The 19739-nt window shown below is 58.7% G+C and carries 20 protein-coding genes; 12 read left to right on the forward strand and 8 right to left on the reverse strand.

Annotated elements, in window-relative coordinates; translation table 11 throughout:
- The 4 genes from ACU688_RS20730 to ACU688_RS20745 all read right to left on the reverse strand — a co-directional run bounded on the left by ACU688_RS20730 (position 1) and on the right by ACU688_RS20745 (position 3005).
- The gene (locus ACU688_RS20730; protein ID WP_448186206.1) at positions 1 to 627 is read right to left on the reverse strand and encodes a response regulator; all 627 of its coding nucleotides are present in this window, start codon (positions 625 to 627) and stop codon (positions 1 to 3) included.
- A gap of 298 nt (positions 628 to 925) precedes the next feature.
- A complete protein-coding gene (locus ACU688_RS20735) occupies positions 926 to 1642 on the reverse strand; it encodes an MgtC/SapB family protein (RefSeq protein WP_124525159.1) in 717 nt (238 codons plus the stop codon).
- Positions 1643 to 2057: 415 nt separating this feature from the next.
- The gene (locus ACU688_RS20740; RefSeq protein ID WP_448186207.1) at positions 2058 to 2648 is read right to left on the reverse strand and encodes a GNAT family N-acetyltransferase; all 591 of its coding nucleotides are present in this window, start codon (positions 2646 to 2648) and stop codon (positions 2058 to 2060) included.
- 12 nt (positions 2649 to 2660) lie between these two features.
- Entirely contained in the window at positions 2661 to 3005 is a 345-nt protein-coding gene (locus ACU688_RS20745) for an FKBP-type peptidyl-prolyl cis-trans isomerase (RefSeq protein WP_017737479.1), read from the reverse strand.
- A gap of 257 nt (positions 3006 to 3262) precedes the next feature.
- On the opposite strand from ACU688_RS20745, the gene ACU688_RS20750 reads away from it, so the two are divergent.
- The 4 genes from ACU688_RS20750 (at position 3263) to ACU688_RS20765 (ending at position 7342) form a co-directional block, all read left to right on the forward strand.
- Positions 3263 to 4150, forward strand: coding sequence for a nitrilase family protein (locus ACU688_RS20750; RefSeq protein WP_448186208.1), 888 nt, complete (start codon positions 3263 to 3265; stop codon positions 4148 to 4150).
- A gap of 14 nt (positions 4151 to 4164) precedes the next feature.
- On the forward strand, positions 4165 to 5337 hold the full coding sequence (locus ACU688_RS20755) for a hypothetical protein (RefSeq protein WP_448186209.1): 1173 nt from the start codon (positions 4165 to 4167) through the stop codon (positions 5335 to 5337).
- Positions 5338 to 5468: 131 nt separating this feature from the next.
- Positions 5469 to 6959, forward strand: coding sequence for a PAS domain S-box protein (locus ACU688_RS20760; RefSeq protein WP_448186210.1), 1491 nt, complete (start codon positions 5469 to 5471; stop codon positions 6957 to 6959).
- Positions 6960 to 7069: 110 nt separating this feature from the next.
- Complete coding sequence (locus ACU688_RS20765; protein WP_448186211.1) at positions 7070 to 7342, forward strand: DUF1652 domain-containing protein; 273 nt, start codon at positions 7070 to 7072, stop codon at positions 7340 to 7342.
- Here ACU688_RS20765 and ACU688_RS20770 read toward each other — a convergent pair.
- The 3 genes from ACU688_RS20770 to ACU688_RS20780 all read right to left on the reverse strand — a co-directional run bounded on the left by ACU688_RS20770 (position 7305) and on the right by ACU688_RS20780 (position 9576).
- Entirely contained in the window at positions 7305 to 8498 is a 1194-nt protein-coding gene (locus ACU688_RS20770; RefSeq protein WP_448186212.1) for an MFS transporter, read from the reverse strand. The two genes, ACU688_RS20765 and ACU688_RS20770, sit on opposite strands and share 38 nt — an antisense overlap.
- A gap of 76 nt (positions 8499 to 8574) precedes the next feature.
- Positions 8575 to 8883: an RcnB family protein gene (locus ACU688_RS20775; protein ID WP_448186213.1), complete on the reverse strand. Its 309-nt coding sequence runs from the start codon at positions 8881 to 8883 to the stop codon at positions 8575 to 8577.
- A gap of 234 nt (positions 8884 to 9117) precedes the next feature.
- Positions 9118 to 9576, reverse strand: a complete 459-nt coding sequence (locus ACU688_RS20780) for an REP-associated tyrosine transposase (RefSeq protein ID WP_448186214.1) — start codon at positions 9574 to 9576, stop codon at positions 9118 to 9120.
- A gap of 312 nt (positions 9577 to 9888) precedes the next feature.
- Here ACU688_RS20780 and ACU688_RS20785 point away from each other — a divergent pair, with 312 nt between their 5' ends.
- The 8 genes from ACU688_RS20785 to ACU688_RS20820 all read left to right on the forward strand — a co-directional run bounded on the left by ACU688_RS20785 (position 9889) and on the right by ACU688_RS20820 (position 18729).
- Positions 9889 to 10446: a helix-turn-helix domain-containing protein gene (locus ACU688_RS20785; RefSeq protein ID WP_010211306.1), complete on the forward strand. Its 558-nt coding sequence runs from the start codon at positions 9889 to 9891 to the stop codon at positions 10444 to 10446.
- An 11-nt stretch (positions 10447 to 10457) separates the two neighbouring features.
- Positions 10458 to 11804: a glutamine synthetase family protein gene (locus ACU688_RS20790; protein ID WP_448186215.1), complete on the forward strand. Its 1347-nt coding sequence runs from the start codon at positions 10458 to 10460 to the stop codon at positions 11802 to 11804.
- Positions 11805 to 11825: 21 nt separating this feature from the next.
- Entirely contained in the window at positions 11826 to 12923 is a 1098-nt protein-coding gene (locus tag ACU688_RS20795; RefSeq protein WP_448186216.1) for a DNA alkylation repair protein, read from the forward strand.
- Positions 12924 to 13095: 172 nt separating this feature from the next.
- Positions 13096 to 13395, forward strand: coding sequence for a His-Xaa-Ser system protein HxsD (gene hxsD, locus ACU688_RS20800; RefSeq protein WP_448186217.1), 300 nt, complete (start codon positions 13096 to 13098; stop codon positions 13393 to 13395).
- 1 nt (position 13396) lies between these two features.
- Positions 13397 to 14887, forward strand: coding sequence for a His-Xaa-Ser system radical SAM maturase HxsB (gene hxsB / locus ACU688_RS20805; protein WP_448186218.1), 1491 nt, complete (start codon positions 13397 to 13399; stop codon positions 14885 to 14887).
- Position 14888: 1 nt separating this feature from the next.
- On the forward strand, positions 14889 to 16115 hold the full coding sequence (gene hxsC / locus ACU688_RS20810; protein ID WP_448186219.1) for a His-Xaa-Ser system radical SAM maturase HxsC: 1227 nt from the start codon (positions 14889 to 14891) through the stop codon (positions 16113 to 16115).
- Positions 16112 to 16696 carry a His-Xaa-Ser repeat protein HxsA gene (gene hxsA / locus ACU688_RS20815; RefSeq protein WP_448186220.1) on the forward strand — a complete coding sequence of 195 codons (585 nt, stop codon included), beginning with the start codon at positions 16112 to 16114 and terminating at the stop codon, positions 16694 to 16696. Before hxsC ends, hxsA begins: the two co-directional genes overlap by 4 nt.
- 167 nt (positions 16697 to 16863) lie before the next feature.
- Positions 16864 to 18729, forward strand: coding sequence for a DUF3857 domain-containing transglutaminase family protein (locus ACU688_RS20820; RefSeq protein ID WP_448186221.1), 1866 nt, complete (start codon positions 16864 to 16866; stop codon positions 18727 to 18729).
- A gap of 56 nt (positions 18730 to 18785) precedes the next feature.
- Here the strand turns inward: ACU688_RS20820 and ACU688_RS20825 are convergent, their stop codons facing one another.
- Positions 18786 to 19694: a LysR family transcriptional regulator gene (locus ACU688_RS20825; protein ID WP_448186222.1), complete on the reverse strand. Its 909-nt coding sequence runs from the start codon at positions 19692 to 19694 to the stop codon at positions 18786 to 18788.
- Positions 19695 to 19739 lie beyond the last annotated feature (45 nt).

The following is a 19739-nucleotide window of genomic DNA, read 5'->3' on the forward strand; positions in this document are numbered from 1 at the left end:
TCAGATCAGATGGTTGCGCTGGGCGAATTTGGACAAATGCACCACGGACGACATGCGCAACTTCTCCTTGAGGCGCGTCTTGTACGTACTGATCGTCTTGTGACTGAGCAACATGTCATCGGCAATTTCCTTGTTGCTCAGGCCCAAGGCCAGCTTCTGCAACACCGTCAGCTCACGATCCGACAACGCCTCCACCAGCTCACGCTCACTCGTTTGCAAATCATCTCGGCGCACCGAGCTGGTCGGCAGGCTGGGAAAGCAGCTGTAGTTGGACATCACTGCCTTGATCGCCTTTTGCAGCTCATCCAACTCACCGGTCTTGGCCACATACCCCATGGCCCCGGCACGCATGCAGCGAGTGGCAAAAAAAACCGCCAGATACGACGTGAGCACCAGGATCTTGCATGGCAAGCCCAGCGCCTTCATTCGACTGATCACCTCCAAGCCTCCAAGCTTGGGCATCGCCAGGTCGAGGATCACCAAATCGGGGCGTTCCTCCCGTGCAATCTGCATGGCATCAGCGCCGTTGCCCGCCTCATAGATTTTATCGAAGCCTTCCTGCTTCAAGAGATAGCGGACCGTGGCGCGAATAAACGGGTGATCATCCACAATTAAAGCTTTGCTCATAAAAAACCACCTGAGAGGACGAAGTAACCTGACACATCACACGGGACCCAGGCACCTGTGAGAAATGACAGTTCCGACGAGCGGCGCTGCACTCCATCAAGGCGCATGCCAGGCAAAACCTGGTCCCTCCAATTCCACAACACCCCCGAGAACGCGAGGCCGTGCCATTGCTGCCGGGCAGCGACAAGCGCGCAACCTTAACAACGGCGTGATGTTTGAACTGAAGGGATAGTCCTGATCACATGTAGGACTTATCCTCACAAAAGCATAGTCAACGCTATGCACGACAGCCGGAGTACTAGTCGGTGGTGCTTGGACTCCAGAACGCCTGCACCACCAGGGTCGACGTGGAAATACGCGCCACCAGCGCGTCCAGCTCATCACCATCAACGGACGTCACCGCCAAGGTGGCCTCAATCTCCACCTCGTCGCTGCCAAACGGGCGCACGTCTACGTCACTGGCCGGGTAGTTGCACCGCGCCAACTCCGCCTCCAGCAAGGCCAGTACCGCCTTTTGCTGGGTACGCCGCGCGATGACATAAAGAATGTTGGTGACCTCCGCCGACACCACATCCAGCGGCTGGCGGTTGATGTTATTGACGATCGGCCGCAGCAGCGTGTTGGCCGCCAGCACAAACAACGTGCCCAGCAACGCTTCGAGAATCAGGTCGGCACCGGCACAGGCCCCTACTGCGGCCGACGCCCAGAGCGTGGCGGCGGTGTTGAGGCCACGCACATTGCCCTCCTCACGCATGATCACGCCGGCACCCAGGAAGCCGATGCCCGACACCACGTAGGCAACCACCCGCACCGCACCTTCCGCGCCGCCCAGGCGGTTGGCCATGTCGACAAAAATCGCTGCGCCCACCGCCACCAGCACATTGGTGCGCAAGCCCGCCGTGCGCTGCCGGTACTGGCGCTCGAATCCGATCAGGCCACCGAGGATAAACGCGGCGGATAGGCTAACTAGGGTATCGACCAGGGAATTAAGGTTGATGTTGTTGATTGCTTGCATGAAAAAACTCCATGAATGCGGCGGCAAATGGGAAATGCCGCCGCACGGCTTTGCAGAAACGGGAGTTTCGGGCATCAGGTCACACACCAGGGTTACCCAGGTGTGGGTCAGCGTCGATGAGAGGGAATCAGGCAGGCGCCAGGACTGGCTGCTGCCGGGATGCCGCTTCTCGCTTGCAGGGCGAGACAACGGCATTGGAAGAATGCGCGTTACCTTGCCAAGGCTGTGCCGGTTACCAGGACCGGCCGACTACTGTCGCTCGAACAAGTACCCACTGAGGGTCTCCGCTATTGATGAAAACGGGCGAAGCTTACGCCCCGACTGCGGGAGAGTAAACCGTAGGAAAGTGTCCGTATTGTGAACAGGAAGTTTCTTCAGAATGGGTTCAGGAAGCACTTTCCTGACCCCTGTCGGGTCAGGGGCGATCCCTGACCACCCGTGCCAGGTAATCCTCGACTTGCCCGCCCGCCAGCGGCTTGACCTGAATCGACACCCTGTTCACCTGCCGCCCCATCGTGATCCCCTCGCGAGTACGCACTTGCACGTACCCAAGCCTGGGCCAGAAGCGTTCGGCCTTGGTATTGCCGACGACCACCGTCAACCGCAGCCATTGAGCCCCTTGTTCGGCCGCCCAGCGTTCAAGATCCGCGTGCAGCCGCTGCGCCAACCCAGAACCATGCAAGCGCGCATCCACCAGCAGCAAGCCGATATGCCACACACCGTCCGCCAGCAGATCCGCCGCGATGTTCACCACGGCAACCAATTGGTCTTCGGCATCGCGATAACCCAGCCAGTACATCCGACGGCAACTCCACCCCGCCGGCAATGCCCCCTGCAATTCTTCACGCGCTTCGGTCGGCGTGGCAGGCTCGCCGTTGACCGCGATGAAATACGCCGGCGCCTGCTCAAAAAACCGCTGCAACTCGGCTTCATCGCCATCGCCCAACTCAACCACCCGAATGCCGTCAGCGGTGCAACCTGGCAACACCTGTAAATCAACGTCCATGTTCACCCCGCCTCATTCATCCCGCGTCAGTACTTCCAGCAATTCAATCTCAAAACGCAGATTGCTGCCTGGCTTGATATGCGCGCCCATCGAACGCTCGCCGTAGGCCAGGTGCGCCGGCACAAACAGCGTGCGTATGCCGCCCACCTGCATACCCATCAGGCCTTGGTCCCAGCCTTTGATGACACGCCCGGTGCCGATCACACACTGGAAAGGTTTGCCGCGTTCCCAAGATGAGTCGAACACCGTGCCGTCTTCCAGCGTGCCGGTGTATTGAGTGGTGATCAGCGCGCCCTTGACCACGGTTTTGCCGTCGCCCAGGCGGATGTCGGTGATCTGGAGTTCGTCGTTGCTCATGAGGGTCTCGTTGGATGGGTGAAGGGTGGGGTTTTCCCAGAACTGGGTGGGTTTGGCAAGCGTAGGGAATGTCGGCGTTGTGGCGCTCCCCTTTGGCTCGTATGCAACCTGCAAGAAGAGAATCACCTCTAAATAAAGCGCAAACCAAGAAATGCACCACAACACTACAAGAACCGTCTGACTCCCATTTAAACACTCTGTCGCCTCTTATCAACATTCAACTCCTTTGGATGCATAACAATAAGAGGTCACCGTCCATGAGCGAACCTACAAGCCCAGCCCGCGTAGCTGTCATCCAGTTTGACCCTCAAGTCGGCATAGCCAATCGAGCAGATAATTTGCGCCAGTGCCTCGCCTTGGCAACCGAAGCGGCTAATGGCGGCGCCAATCTGATCGTACTGCCAGAACTCTCCAACTGCGGCTACTTCTTCAGTAGCCGCCAGGACGCCTACGATCACGCAGAGCCGGTTCCAAATGGTGCGAGCGTGAGCGCTTGGATTGATTTCACGCGTAAGCATCAGGTGTATCTGGTGGCTGGCCTGAACGAAATCGATGGCATGCAGCTATTCAACACTGCCGTGCTTTTGGGACCCGATGGGTTCATCGGCAAGTACCGCAAAGCGCATTTGTGGAACTTGGAAAAGCTCTGGTTCACTCCCGGCGATACCGGGTTTCCAGTATTTGAAACACCCATCGGTCGCATAGGCTTATTGATCTGCTGGGACATCTGGTTCCCGGAGGTGCCGCGAATTCTCAGCCAGCAAGGCGCCGATATCATCTGCAGCCTGAACAACTGGGTATGGACACCACCGCCACTGTTCGACGAGGCAGGCAAATGCATGGCGTCCTACCTCACGATGACCGCAGCTCATGTGAACAATGTATTTATCGCAGCCGCCAGCCGTATCGGCGAAGAGAGGGACGCACGCTATCTCGGGTGTTCGCTGATTGCAGGGACAAATGGCTGGCCCATCGGCACCGTCGCCTCCGCCAATCGGCAGGAAATCCTGTTTGCGGATATCGACATCACCAGTGCTCGAAGTGCGCCTATATGGAACAGCTTGAATGACCTGCAACGCGATCGACGCATTGATCTCTACGATCAAATGCTCGGGTATTCCCAGCATCGCGCTCTGCCGCGCTAGGTTGAGGAGTGACCATGGAAACGCTCCTTCCACCCTGCAAAAACAGCCGCTCAAAGACGGACGTCATAGTCCTGACTGCGGGTTTTATCAGTGCGTTACTCGTGATCTTGGTTGCATTCAATCACCGGGATTCCTGGCCAGGTTACGGTGAGATGGTCGAAAGCCTGCCTCATCCAGTTGCCTGGCTAAGATGGATACTCGGGGATATCAGTGAAGTTGCCTTCTACAAACATGAACTCGCATCACTCGGCCTGCTAAGCGGCGCATACCTGGCTTGGTGGGCAAATGAGCGCGGGAAAGCCTGGCAAGGGTTTGCCATTTCCTACGGGACCGGCTTGTGGCCTTGGCTTATCACCAGCTCACTCATAGGCCTCCTGCTAAGCAATTTACTGTGGGGCTGGAGCGTCACCGCCGAGACGTGGCAACCGACCTTTGCGGCATTTGTTTCCTTGCCTGCGGCAATGGTGCTGATGTTTGGTGGCGGCTGGAAAGTCACGCTCAATGGCGCCGTGTTAGGAGCCTTGCTCGTAACGCCGATGTGTTTGTTGATCGTGAACTTCGTGTGTACTCCATTGGGTTTGCCAGCGGTGATCGGCAATGTGTTGGGCATGGCTGCGGGCAGCGTCATAGCATTTGCGCTGTGCCGTCGCGTTCCCTCAATGGTGCGCTCGGACTACATCACACTAGCCAAACCCTCGCCGGCGAAACCATCCAAGTACGGTGTGTTGTGGAGCTTGCGCCGGGTTCTCGCAGACTTTTCTGAAGCACCATTTTTCGGCAATGAGTTAGCCAGCATTGGACTGCTGGCAGGCGTGCTGCTCGCATGCACCCTAAACCCCATGAGCCCGGTTTATGGATCTGGGCTGCTACTGCAAATGGTCAGCGCGCAAGCCCTGACCTCGGCGCTGGGTGTCATCATCTGGCGGCATCAGTGGATCAAGCGGGGATGGTATCCGACCTATGTCCCATTGGTTTCGGTTGTGCCAGCAGCAGTGTTGACCCATGGCGGCAACTGGATGGTAATAGGCTCAAGTGCACTACTTGGAGCGCTCATCGCACCGCCGTTAGCCTGCGCCATTTCTGCGAGGTTGCCAGCACACTTTCACCCCTATATCGGCAATGTTTTGTCCATGGCTCTAAGCACGTTACTGGTGGTGCCGACAGTAGGCTGGCTCATCTCAGCCTGAGGCCCCTATTTTGCCTGATCCGAATGCACCTATTCCGTTGGTGCATTCACCCCACCCATGCGTAGCAATTGCGCTGCACTATCCTGAACCCCAAGTGTCGTACTCCCATGCGCCCAACCGCCGGAGCCCCCATGACCCAAGATGTCCTCGCCAAAGAAACCAACCGCCGCCAGTTGCAGCAGATCATCTCCGGCCTGTCCGACGGGATCATCCTCGCCGAAGTCGACCAGACCATCCTCTGGGCCAATGAAGCCGCACTCACCATGCACGGTGTTGATCACGTCGAGGCACTGGGCGCCAACACCCAGGAATACGCCGGACGCTTTGCCCTGCGGTATCGCAACAACCACCCCGTGCTGCTGGAAAACTACCCCCTGGCCCGTGCGGCAGCCGGCGATGAATTCAGCGACGTGGTGGTGGAAGTCACGCCCACTGGCGATGCGGACAGGACCTGGGTGCACCGCTTGCGCAGCCTGGTGATCAGCGACTCGCACGGTGCACCGGAGTTGCTGGTGCTGATCCTCAGCGACGCCACCGAGTGGGCGAGCGCCGAGCAGCGCTTCGAGAAGACCTTTAATGCCAACCCGGCACCCGCCGTGATCTGCCGCCTCAGCGACCTGCGCTATATCAAGGTCAACCAGGGTTTCCTGGAGATGACCGGCTACAACCGCGACCAGGTCATCGGCAAATCCGTCTACGAGCTGGACGTGCTGGAACAGGCCGAGCGCAAGGACCTGGCCATCCAGCGCCTGGGCGAAGGTGCCACCATCCCGCAAATGCAGGCCGAGCTGAAACTGCCGGAAGGCGGCAGCAAACTGGTGATCGTCGCCGGCCAGCCGTTGGACATGAACGAGGAAGACTGCATGCTGTTTTCCTTCACCGACCTGGAGCCGCGCCGCAAGGCGGAAATCGCCCTGCGCCAGAGTGAAGAGCGCTTCGCCAAGTCGTTCCGCCTTACGCCTGTACCCACTCTGGTGTGCAGCGCCGACAATCGCCAGGTGGTGGACGTCAACGAAGCCTTTATGAGCATCACTGGCTATATCAGCGAAGAGCTGATCGGCAAAACCATCGAAGACATCGACTTTATCGACAGCCCCCAAGCAGGAGCGCAGTTGTTTGCCACCCTGGAAAAGTCCGGCAATCTCGACAGTCAGGACCTCAAGGTGCGTAAGAAAGGTAACGAGGTGATCGACTGCGTGGTGTCGGCCGACACCGTAATCATCGAGGATGTGCCCTGCTACCTACTGGTACTGATGAACATCACCGAACGCAAACGCTCGGAACTGGAACTGGTGGCGGCCATCGAGGAAGTGATGCAGGACGCCTCCTGGTTCAGCCAGACGCTGATCGAGAAACTGGCCAACGCCAAAAGCGTCAACAGCCCCAACCTGCCGAACGTGGCCTTCACCGACCTGACCGCCCGTGAGCGGGATGTGCTGGGCTTGATCTGCGAAGGCCTGGCCGACAAGGAGATCGCCTCGCGCCTGAAACTGGCGCCCAACACCGTGCGCAACCACGTGGCCACGGTGTACTCCAAGCTCGGTGTGCACAGCCGCAGCGCGGCCATCGTCTGGGCCCGTGAACGCGGGTTGTTTGCCGGCGAACTGCGGCTTAAAAAGTAGGCGTTTAAAAGTGCAAATGCACTAGTGCGCCTAGTGCGAATTCGCCTTATGGCGCGCACGGGCAATCAATAACCTTCAGGTGTCGAAGTTCATGCCCTGAAGGAACCCGCATGTTTACCCTCTCTCAACTGCGAAATTGCATCGAAGAAGGCCTGTCGCCGCTGACGTGTGAATTCACCCTGTGCCGGGATGCATCCCTGACCCTCAAGGTCTACGACCTGGATACCGGCCGGGTGGACCTGGTGGTGACCGGGATCAGCACCAACCGGCTGCAGACCCCGCAAGAAGTGGAAAAGATGGTGGAGGAGTTGCGCTACGAACTGCAATGCAACACCGTCGGCAAGCTCACGCTGGAGGACTGGCCTTCAGCGACGCCCCAATAAAATAGAACACCCCGCCGCCCACGATAAACGCCCCCAGCATGTAGAACATGTAGTGGGCCGGCAGGCTGGCCAGCACCAGCCCACACAACACCGGCCCCAGGGCCGCACCGAGGTTGGACAGGTTTTGCGCGCCGTAGTACATGCCGCGCAGATGGTCCGGGGCGATGCGGTCGATAAACATGTATTCGGCCGGGAACACGATGATCTCCCCCACCGTAAACACCGCCATCGCCAGCACCCACCACAGCACGCTGGTGGACAGCGCAAAACCGATCAACCCCAACATGAACATGCTCAAGCCGAAAATCAGCCACTGGCTCAGGTGGCGGTGGGAAATGCGTCGGCCAATCACATACTGCAACGCAATCACCAGCACGGCGTTGGTGGTAAGGACCGCGCTGATGACGGTGTAGGTGTATTCCGCAGTGGTGGTAGTCACCAGATATTGCGACAGGTAGGCCGTGAACTGGCCGAACACCACCGCACTGAGCAGCCCGCCCAGGGTGAAGCACACCAGACGGTGATCCTTCAACAGCACGCGGCCAACGGCCACAAACGACACCGGCTTCTGCGTCGCATCAACGGTGGTCAGCGTGCGGTCGCCCCAACGCCAGTACAGCAGGAAAAAAACCACTCCCAACAGCGCCGACAGGATAAACGGCAAGCTGATATCGAACTTGGCCACCACCGCCCCGAACGCCGGCCCGACGGCATAGCCAATGTTGGTCAAGGTGTACTTGATCGAGAACACCTCGCTGCGCGCCTCTTCCGGCAACAGGCTGGCAAAACCGGCTTTCACCGCAATGTCGATGACTGCGTAAGCGAGGTTGATCAGGATCAGGCAGCTATAGAACGCCCAGATATTCTGCGCGAGTACCGTACCGATAAAGCCCAGCACAAACAGCACACTCAGGCCGAGCAGCAATCGGTAGCTGTTGATGCGGTCGACAAGAAAACCGCCGTACACGCTGAGCAATGAACCGACGATCAATGAACTGCCAATCACCAGGCCGACCTGGGTGATGTCCAGGCCGAAGTGGCTGGTCAGGTAAATCACAAGGTAGGGAAAGGTAATCGCCTTGGCCAGCGTCAGCATCAACGTGGCGGACAGCAACAGGTTCACGGTACGAGGGTAGTTTCTTATTGTGGCAAGCATCCTGCTCTCTTTTTTCAAGGTAACGCGGCCTCTACAGCCGGCTACCTTAACCCAGGAGCAGGGACAAAATGCAAGGTCATTTCTTCACGGGTGTGATCTCAAGAATCGTGCCGTTGGTGGTCTTGAGCAGCACGAATTTATCGCCCACCCGCGCCCATTGACTGTCCTGCTCCGGCTGCTTGAGGCCGCGTTTTTTCCAATCACTGACGGCCGATTCCTTGCGCATCAGAATGTCTGGAGCACGGTCGCCTTCTTTCAAGTCACGGGTATTGATGTTGGAAGGCTGCACGGTTTCCTGGGGCGTATCACCGGCCTGCACGACAAAGCTGGCGGTGGATAGGCTGGTGGCGAGCAACAGGCAGGCAACGAGGGATTTGGCTTTCATGGGTGCTCCTTCAATGAATAGTGCGTACCCAGGTTCCGACCGCTGCTGCGCGGGATCATTCAACCCGGATTTTCCAGCCTGCACCCAACCCGTGGCGAGGGAGCTTGCTCCCGCTGGGCTGCGCAGCGGCCCCAAAAGACCTCACCGAGAATTACCTGAAAAACCGCGGCGCTTGGATTGGGGCCGCTTCGCGGCCCAGCGGGAGCAAGCTCCCTCGCCACAGGGGGTTAGCCCTCATAACCAGGATGCGTCCCACAGTGGATAGTCGCCAATATGCTCGACCAATCCCGCACGCAAGGGGTTACCGATGATGTATCGCGCGATTTGAATCAGGTCTTCTTCAGCACGCGCCGCGCGGTCATGGTATCCGCTTTGCCAAAAAGCACCCCACGTACCACTGGCCCGATTGATCGTTAAAGTACTTCTGGATTTCACTCGCCGCATAACCTGGGGTAACGCCGCATCGCCTAACTCAAACAACCAGTGAAAATGGTCCGGCATGATGACCCACGCGAGCGAGCTGACGAGGCCGAGGTCATGGGCCTGTTTGAATTCTGCAACCAGCAATCGTCCCAGGTAAAAATCTTTAAATACTGGCCGCCGTTGATAAACCACTGCGGTCACCAGATAAGCACGACCTGATTCTGAATAACGGCCACGACGTAACAGATGAGAGTTGGGTTTCTGAAGCAATTCACTGCTCCCGTGAGTTGATGAGTGATCAATTCACGCTAGCAACCACCACCAATCCCCCCGCCCAATTCAATTTCTCCGTGTTTCAATCTCTCATTGTGGCGAGGGAGCTTGCTCCCGCTGGGCTGCGCAGCAGCCCCAAAAAACCTCACTGTGCACCACCTGAACAAACGCGGTGCTTGGATTGGGGCCGCTTCGCGGCCCAGCGGGAGCAAGCTCCCTCGCCACAAAGTGCTCACCGTCACCGAATCCCCCATTGCCCGTATGAAATAATTCCTGTAATTTTTCATGAAATTTCCCGACATAAATTTCATGACCCCACAAGAAGAACTCGCCACCCTCGCCGCCCTGATCCACGACCTGCGCAAGCACAAGAAGCTCACCCTCGCCCAGCTCGCCCAGAAAATCGAGCGCTCGGTGGGTTTCCTGTCCCAGGTCGAACGCGGCCTGTCTCGCCCGACCGTGGCGGACTTAACCGCCATCAGCCACGCCCTCGACGTGCCCACCACGTATTTCTACAGCCAGCCCAAACCCAAGGCCGTGGACTGGATCACCCGCCCCAACGAACGGCGCACGGTGTATTACGCCAACGGCATCACCGACATCCTCGTGTCGCCAAGCATGAACGGCGCCTTCTCAATGCTCGACAGCCTGCTCGCCCCCGGCGCCAACAGCGGTGAACAGACCATGAGCGACCGCGCCGAGCAGGCCGGTTTTGTGCTGGAAGGCGAATTGACGCTCTGGGTGGAAGGTGAAGCCGATTCAGTCACCCTGGGCCCCGGCGACAGCTTTCACCTGGCCAGCTTCGCCCACTGTCGCTACGCCAACCTGACCGACCTGCCCGCCCGCGTGCTGTGGGTTTACAACTAGGAGCTGCACCCGTGAAAAGCCATTCCTCCATCTTGCTGGCCGAAGTACGGACCTTTCGCCAGAACCATCCCGATGTACGTTACGTCGACCTGATCGCCCTGGACATTCCCGGGCATTTCTACGGCAAGCGTTATCCCATCGAGATGCTGGAAAAGGTCGCCGCCGGCAGCCCGTTGAAGCTGCCGCAGAACGCCGTGCTGTTGGGGGTTCAGGGCGGGTTGTTCAAGATCGGCGACTATTGCTTCAACGACGGCGACCCGGACGCCAACCGCCGCCTGGTACCCGGCACGCTCAAGCCGGTGAACTGGGAATCGCAGCCGCTGGGGCAGATGCTGATCACCTCGGACGGCACCGAAGCGCCCATCGAGTTCGAACCCCGCGAAGTGCTGGCCAAGGTGCTGGAACGCCTGCACCACAAAGGCATTCACCCGGTGGTGGCGTTTGAGCTGGAGTTCTACCTCTTCGACAAGAAACTCGCCGACGGCCTGCCGCAGTTCGCCCGCGACCCACTGAGTGACGACGCCGACGACCAGCCCAACCTGCATATCGAACGACTGTCGCGCTTCAGCGACGTGCTCGATGACATGGCGCAGACGGCCAAGGACCAAGGCATCGACATCACGGTGATCACCGCCGAAATCGGCCCCGGGCAATTCGAAATCAACTTCGGTCACTTGGACGACGGCCTGCGCGCCGCCGATTGGGCTGCCCTGTTCTGCCGCAGCACCCGTGGCGTCGCGCTGAAACACGGCTACCGCGCCAGCTTCATGGCCAAGCCCTACCTGCAATACCCCGGCAGCGGCATGCATGTGCATGTCAGCCTGTATGACGCTGCCGGCAACAACCTGCTGGCGGCGCACCAGCAGCAACCGCTGCGCCATGCCGTGGCCGGTTGCCTGGAATTGCTGCCCCACTGCATGCCGATCTACTCGCCCAACCACAACGCCTTCCGCCGCCTGGGTGGCACGGTCAACGCCGCGACCCGCGCCAGCTGGGGCTTTGAAGACCGCGATGCGTGCGTGCGCATCCCCGACTCCGACCCGCGCAACCTACGCATAGAACACCGCCTGGCCAGTGCCGACGCCAACCCGTACCTGGTGCTGGCGGCGATCCTCGTTGGTTTGGAACACGGCCTTGAGGCCAAGCGCGAGCCCATCGCCCCACTGAACGAGGACCGCAGCAGCGGCACCGATTTCCCCGTGGAAATGCTTGATGCGGTGCGCGCCATGCAACACCAACCCGTATTGCGCGATAAGCTAGGCGCCGAATTTGTCGACGTGTATTGCGAGAACAAACGCCAGGATCATTTGGCGTTCCAGCAAGAAATTCACGCCAGGGAATACCGCTGGTTTCTCTAAATAACCCCCACGGACTCACCGATGACCGACCAAAGCGCCCCGGCCCTGAAAGAAATCTTCAACGTCGAACGCCTGCAACACATCGCCAGCGAAATGAGCGCGGTGTACCCGGCGTTCGACGCCAAGGGCTTTCTCAAGCACGCCAAGGCCGGGCTGGCCGAGTTGTCGGTGCTGCAGCGCATGGCGCGAGTCAGCGAGAGCCTGTACGCGGTGATCCCCTTGGATTACGCGCAAACCCTTGAGCTGCTTTACGCCTTGGCACCGCGCCTGAACAGCAGCTTTGTCAGCCTGTTCCTGCCGCACTACGTGGCGAGCTACGGGCTGGATGACTTCGAACGCTCCATGGCCGCGCTCAAGTATTTCACCACCTTTGGTTCCGCCGAATTCGCTATCCGCCCCTTCCTGCTGCGCGACTTGCCACGCACCCTGGCGGTGCTGCAAACCTGGTCGCTGGACGCCAACGACCACGTACGCCGCCTGGCCAGCGAAGGCTCGCGACCGCGCCTGCCGTGGTCCTTTCGCCTGGCTGAAGTGCAGGCCAATCCCCAACTGTGCTCATCGATCCTCGACAACCTCAAGGCCGACCCCAGCCTGTACGTGCGCAAGTCGGTGGCCAACCACCTCAACGACATCACCAAGGACCACCCGGACTGGGTACTCACGCTGATCGAAGGCTGGTCACTGGACAACCCCCACACCGCCTGGATCGCCCGCCACGCCCTGCGCAGCCTGATCAAGCAAGGCAACACCCGTGCGCTGACGCTCATGGGCGCCGGGGCCAAGGCCGAGGTGAAGATTCATCAGCTGAGCGTGACACCGGCGGTGATTAGCCTGGGGGAACGGATCAGTTTGTCGTTCAACCTGGAATCCACCGCCGACACCGCGCAGAAACTGGTGGTGGACTACGCCATCGACTACGTAAAAAGCGCGGGGCACAGTGCGAAAAAGGTGTTCAAGCTCAAGGCGTTTACCTTGGGCGCGGGTGAACAGCAGAGCATTCGGCGGGAGCAACATATTCGTGAGATGACTACTCGAAAGCACTATCCCGGACGGCATCTAGTGCACGTGTTGGTGAATGGGGAAAGACTCGGCAGTGCCGAATTCGAATTACGCGCCTGAACATATCGCCTAGAGAAATGCCTCTAAAACAGGCATTCCAGATGACACCAGCGGAAAACATCCAAACGACGAACAGAAAACGTTCAAGTTTGTATCACCAATAATGGCATTTAGCCTTTAACCTGAGGCATTATCCCAACCATACATGAGGTTATTGGAAGGGAGTCCTGTTATGGCCTGGTCGTTGGCACTCAATTTGGATGAGCAGGTCTACCCGCTTAGGGTCGTGCAGCGCGTGGTCTATAGCCTCGCAAAGGACTTCGTCTTTTTGGTTCGTCACGAGCACGCACAATGGGTGCTTGAAGTCACGCCAAATGATTCCTCCAATCTGCTGGGCTACGCTGCTGACACGGCCAGAGCCATGATCCTGCGCCATCTGAATGATTTCGCACTCCGCGACCAAATCGCACTGGAAACCATCGGTTTGAGGGAGCTTCTGGCCAGTGTCGCCTTGAAAGAGTGCGTCCACTGATATGTCTGTCGCTCTGATTGCCAAACAAACCGATTACCGATTGCTCCCGTTTCGCTTCATGCGAATGCCGGAAGTCGGCGACTCACAAGTACTGATCACTGCAGACACGGGAGAGTACCTGTTTGTAAATGACACTGACCTGTCTGGGATCGTACATAAACGGCTCGATCGTCAGTCAGCCTTGTATAAAGATCTACTCGCGCGCCATTTCATTTACGAGCCGGAAATACATACGCCATTTCCAGAAATGGCCGCGCAGATTCGCAGCCGCAAGAACTTCCTCTTCGGAGGCCCGGCACTGCATCTGTTTGTGGTCACTTTGCGATGCAATCACACCTGCCAGTACTGCCAAGTATCCCGCGCCCCGCTAGGTGGCCATGCACACGATATGTCTGCCGAAGATGCCATGCACGCAGTCGATCGATTATTTGAGTCTCCCTCGCCGGTGCTCACCGTAGAGCTTCAGGGCGGCGAGCCCCTGCTGGCATTTGATCGAGTCAAACAGATCATCGAGGCCGTGACTGCTCGCAATGAAACTGAGCGCCGCAGTATTCAGTTCATTATCAGCAGCACGTTGCATCACCTCACAGACCCGATTCTGGCGTTTGCCAAGCAGTACGCGGTGCAATTTTCAACGTCCCTGGACGGCCCGGCTTTTTTGCACAACGCCAACCGCCCCACCCCAGAAAAAAATGCCTATGAGCGCACACTTGAGGGTATCCATCGCGTGCGCGATGTCCTCGGCCATGACGCCGTGTCAGCACTCACCACACTGACCTCAAGAAGCCTGGAGCACCCGAAGGCAATCATCGACGAGTACGTCAAGCAAGGGTTCAAGAGCATCTCCCTGAGACCACTGAGCCCCTACGGTTTTGCCAAGAAGTCCAGCCAGCGCTTGGATTATTCGATTGATCAATACTTGAGATTTTATACCGAGGCGCTGGGTTACCTGATTCAACTCAACAGCGAAGGAACCTACCTGAGCGAGGGCTATGCCTCTTTATTGCTCGGCAACATTCTCACGCCGTTCTCAAGTGGCTATGTCGATTTGCGCTCACCATTGGGCGCCGCAGTGGGAGCATTGGTCTACAACTACGACGGTGACGTATATCCCTCTGATGAGGCACGGATGCTGCTGGAGATGGGCGAGAGCGGGCTGAAGTTGGGAAATGTCCGGCAGCCGTTGAGTGAGCTCTTGCACTCGCCGGTAGTGAAACAACTCTTGGATGCCGGAATCGCCGAGGCATTGCCGGGCTGTTCCGATTGCGCATTGGTGCCCTATTGCGGCGCAGACCCTATCGAACATTACGCTCGCCAGGGGGACCCGATAGGGCATCGTTCCTTCAGTACGTTCTGCCAAAAAAATACGGCACTGCTCACCCACCTTTTCAGTTTATTGCGTAATGGAGATCACTCGACCCAGCGAGTACTGATGTCGTGGCTGGCACGCCGCTCACTCAGTGATCTGCCGCAGCCAGGATACGGAGGCTGAGATGCTCAGACTGGATACGCAATTTGAGATTCAACACCTCGATACAGCACGCCTGCTCAAAGTCATCAGCGTTAACGAGTTGATCGAAAAAGGAACAAACGGCTGCGCCGGCGACGCCAGCTTCAATGACCTGCTGCTATGGCTGACACTCGACGAAGTGCTGGCGCAACCCACACTGCTGACACTGCCCGTCGCTGGCATCTTGCTCGTCGATGGCGCACTTGCGATCGATTACACAGGGATCATTCTCACTGCCCCCAAAGATAAGGAAGTGGTCCAACCAGGGGATGTGATTGCGCTGTCACCAGCTTCGAATGTCGTCAGGGTGCTTTATAGGCGCAATGCCAACAGCAACCTGCTGTTCATTACCGACAGATGCAACAGCCTGTGCCTGATGTGCTCTCAACCCCCCAAGGAAATCGACGACTACTGGCATGTCGAAGAAAACCTGCGGCTGATTGATTTGATGGATAAAGGCGATGAACAAATAGGTATCAGCGGCGGCGAACCGACGTTGTACGCCGACGGCCTCCTTGCACTGATCAAAAAATCCAGTGAGGTCTTGCCGGAGAAATCGCTGCACATTTTGAGTAATGGGCGCCTGTTGGGACAGCCAGGCTGGCTGGCTTGTCTCAACGAAATCGAACACCCACGCCTCACTTGGGGTATCCCGTTGTATGCCGACAATGCGGCAGATCACGATCATGTCGTGCAAGCGCCCGGGGCGTTCAGCGAAACCATGAAGGGGCTGTACAACCTTGCTCGTGCCGGTCAAAACATCGAAGTTAGGGTTGTGCTCAGTCGCTTGACGTCACCACGGCTGCCTGAGCTGGCGCATTTCATTTTCCGCAACCTTCCGTTTGTGCAGCACATTGCGATGATGGGAATCGAAAATACCGGGCTTGCAAAGAAAAATTACGACGCCTTATGGATCGATCCTTTGGATTATCAGGACACACTCGCAAGCGCCTGCCATTTCCTCGACATCCGTGGGCTGAACGTATCGGTCTACAACTTGCCGCTATGCGTACTGGAGCCATCGTTGAAGCGGTTCTACCGGCAAAGCATTTCCGATTGGAAGAATCTGTTTATCGACACCTGCCAATCCTGCACAGCCAAACACTACTGTGCCGGTTTCTTCAAATCTCACTCCCTTCGCTGGCAGAGTCGAGGCATTCGCCCGCTCAATCTGGACGAAGGTATCCACTACGCAAGGAGCGCTTCATGACACTGATGGACCGTTGGAAAATGCTGATCAGCCAAGGCGTCGCGCTGGTTCCCGTCGCATTGAGTCCCCTGGCCTATGCCAATCAAGTCGCATTGACCCAGCCGGAATGGACGACGACAGATAAATCACCTGTCTTCAACAACACGCTCAACTCCCCCGACGCCGTCAACATCTATGCGGCTCATCGCTCCCACAGCTCCCACCGTTCACATAGCTCTCATAGCTCGCACTACAGTGGCTCGGGTGGTTACAGCGCCCCACGCAGCTACACGCCGCCGGTTTCGGCCTACAGCGCCCCCTCTACGACTACCAATCGCTTCAGCGGGTCAAGCAGCCGACCTGCGTCTACAACACCTTCGGCCGCACCAGCGCGGACATCGGCTACAGCTGATCGAAACCAGTTGGTCATGCGCGTTCAAATGGCATTGCTGGTCAAGCAGTACTACAGCGGCAGCATCGACGGTGTTTTAGGCAATGGTACTCGCGGGGCATTGATGGCTTTCCAAGCCGACTCAAACCTGCAGAATCATGGGCGCATGGACACTCCAACGCTGAATGCACTGGGGATTGCGATTCCCTAATTGATTTCGAACCACCAGGCGCATAAAACAACAAAAGGCTCTATCTCGGGCCTTTCAGCCACACAGATTGTCGAACAATCCTGGTCTTCTCCGTTGCGATCCATTATCATCCGGCGCCTTCTCGCTACCTGTCAGGTAGCTGTTTCAATGTGTCACCCGAGGCGCCCATGTACCGTTTTTCGTTTCACCGTTCCTTGCTTGCCATCAGTCTGGGGCTTGCCGCTCCTACCGTTTTCGCCGCGCTGCAACCCTTGGCCGAAGCCCCGCTGGCCAGCGACACCGAGTTGCATTGCCACTTCAATCGTGACGCCAGCACCGACTGCACCACCACTTACCACTACACCATCCTCAAGCCCAACGGCCGTGAGATGCTCTCGCGCATCGACTTCGATTACGCCGAAGGCGACACCTTTGAAGTGATCAGCGCGCAATCCACCCAGCCCGGCGCCAAGCCGGTTGCCCTGGCGGCCACGCAGATCGACACGCGCACCGCGCCCAACCCGGACCAGGGTTTCAGCCGCGACAAGCAGACGTCCCTGGCCTTCCCCAACCTGCGGGTCGGCACGCAGATCCGCTACACCGTGCGCGAATATCGCCCGGCCAAACCGCTGATGACGCAGTTCCACTACGCCCTCAAGTTCGGCCCCAGCGCGGCCCGTCGCGACCGCTTCAAGGCGCGTTTTACCGCCGAGCGGCCGATCCAGTGGCGCAGTGAGCTGTTCGAGGGCTTCAAGGTCACGCCGTCGGCCAACGGCAAGACCCTGGACGTGGTGCAAAAAGCCCCGACTTATCTGAACTACATCAACGAATCGTCCAACGCCGCGCTACTGCGCATCCCACGGATCGAAGTGGGCAGCGCCGTGGAGCAACAGGCGTATTTTGGTGATTTCGCCCAGCGCTACAACCAGATCCTCGGCGCCAGCCTGCCGCCACAAAGCGCAGCCGCCGTCGTCGCCGCACAAGGCTTGGCGCCCGCCGAACGGGTCGGCGCGTTGATGCAGCACCTCAACGATCACTATCGCTATCTCGGCGATTGGCGTGCCACGGAGCGCGGTTATGTACCGTTCAACCTGGCGGAAATCGAGCAGCACGGCTATGGCGACTGCAAGGACCTGGCGATTCTGCTGACCGCCATGCTCAAGGCCAGCGGCATCCCCGCCGAAACCGCCTGGGTCAGCCGTGGCGATGTGGTGGAGTCGCTGTTGATCCCCGGCACCAACGCGCCCAATCACGCCATCGTGCGCGCCGAAGTGAACGGCCAGGTCTGGTGGCTGGACCCGACCAACCCGGTGTTTGCCCCGGGCCAAACCATGCCCGACATCCAGGACCGCTGGGTGCTGGTCAACGACGCACAGGGCCAGGTGCGCAAAGAACATATCCCGCTGGAACGTCCCGAAACCAGCCTGCGCCTGGACAAACAGGTGCACTACGACAAGCAAGGCAACGCTGCGATCCAGGCCACCCTCGCCTTCAGCCGCCTGCCGCTGATGCAACTGAGCGTCGCCGATCGCCAGCAAGGCAGCACCGCCACCGACCAGAACATCTGCGCCAACTTCGGCCATGAAATCAGCGACTGCCACGTCACCCGCGCGGCCACCGGTTTTGTCGTACACGACGGGTATAGCGTCAACGCAACCATGAACGACCAGCGCGCGCTGGAAAAACTGGCGGATGGCTACGTCTACACCGATGAGTCGCTCAAAGGCCGCTGGGATGCCTTCGTCTACTACCGCCGCCAAGGGCAGCAGGCCGACCTCGACCAGGGCAACCCGGAAACCAATGACTACACCATCACCCTCAGCGGTGGGCAGATGGAAAAAGCCATCCCCGGCTGCCAGGTGCGCTCGCCATGGTACGACCTGGACCTGGACCTGGAAGGCCAGCGCGAAGACGGCGCGTTGCGCTATCACTATCGCCTGACCCAGAAGATGCGCTGGCTGACCCATGATGAAATCGTCAGCGCGGCGTTTGGGACGATGGTCGACGAGGCACGGGCGTGTGCGGAGCAGGTGCATCAGGTGGTCAAACTCTGAGGACCATCTGACACAACCCTATCTCTGTGGGAGCTGGCTTGCCTGCTCCCACAGTTTTAATCCGGTTTCGTCAGATCGGATTCGCCAAGCAACAACCCCTGCTCCCGCGCGCATAACTCCACCACGTAATCCCACAACACCCGCAACCGCACCGATTTGTGCAACTCCCGCCGCGAGCTGATCCAGTAGCTGCGCATGATCCCCTCCCCTGGCAGCAACGCCACCAACTCCGGGTCTGCCGAGGCCATGAAGCACGGCAACACGGCAATCCCCAAGCCCGAACGCGCCGCCTGGTGCTGGGCGATCACGCTGGTGCTGTGGAACACCACCTTGGGGTTGCGGCAGAAGCTGCTGAGGAATTTCAGTTCCTGGCTGAACAGCAGGTCGTCCACATAATCGATCCACGCGTGCGCCGCCAGGTCCTCGCGCTTTTCAATCGGCGGGTTGCGCTCCAGGTAGGCGCGGCTGGCGTACAGCGCAAGGCGATAGTCGGTGAGCTTGCGTGTGACCAATTGGTCGACGCTGGGCCGCTCCAGGTGGATGCTGATCTCGGCTTCGCGGTTGAGGATGCTGACGAAGCGCGGCACCGCCACCAGTTCCACCTCCAATCCTGGGTAGCGATCAAATAGCCCACCCATGCGGCTCGCGAGAAACATCACCCCCAGGCCTTCGGCGACGCCCAGGCGAATCTTGCCCAACGGCGCGGCCGAATGGGTGAGTTCGTCTTCGGCCAGCAGCGCGACGTTTTCCATGGCTTCGGCGTGTTTGAGCAGGGCTTCGCCAGCGGGGGTCAGCTCGTAGCCCTGGGCGTGCTGCACGAACAGCGCGGTGCCGAGGCTTTTCTCAATGGCCTCGATATGCCGGGCGACGGTGGCGTGGGTGGTTTTCAGGCGTTGCGCGGCGGTGAGCAGGCGGCCGCTGCGCTGTAACTCGAGAAAGTAGCGCAGGTCATTCCAGTCGAACATGTCGCCTCCCTCTCCATGGTCCCGGGCCGCGTTATTTAAACGTGC

Source organism: Pseudomonas acericola (SeqCode) (assembly GCF_053456465.1).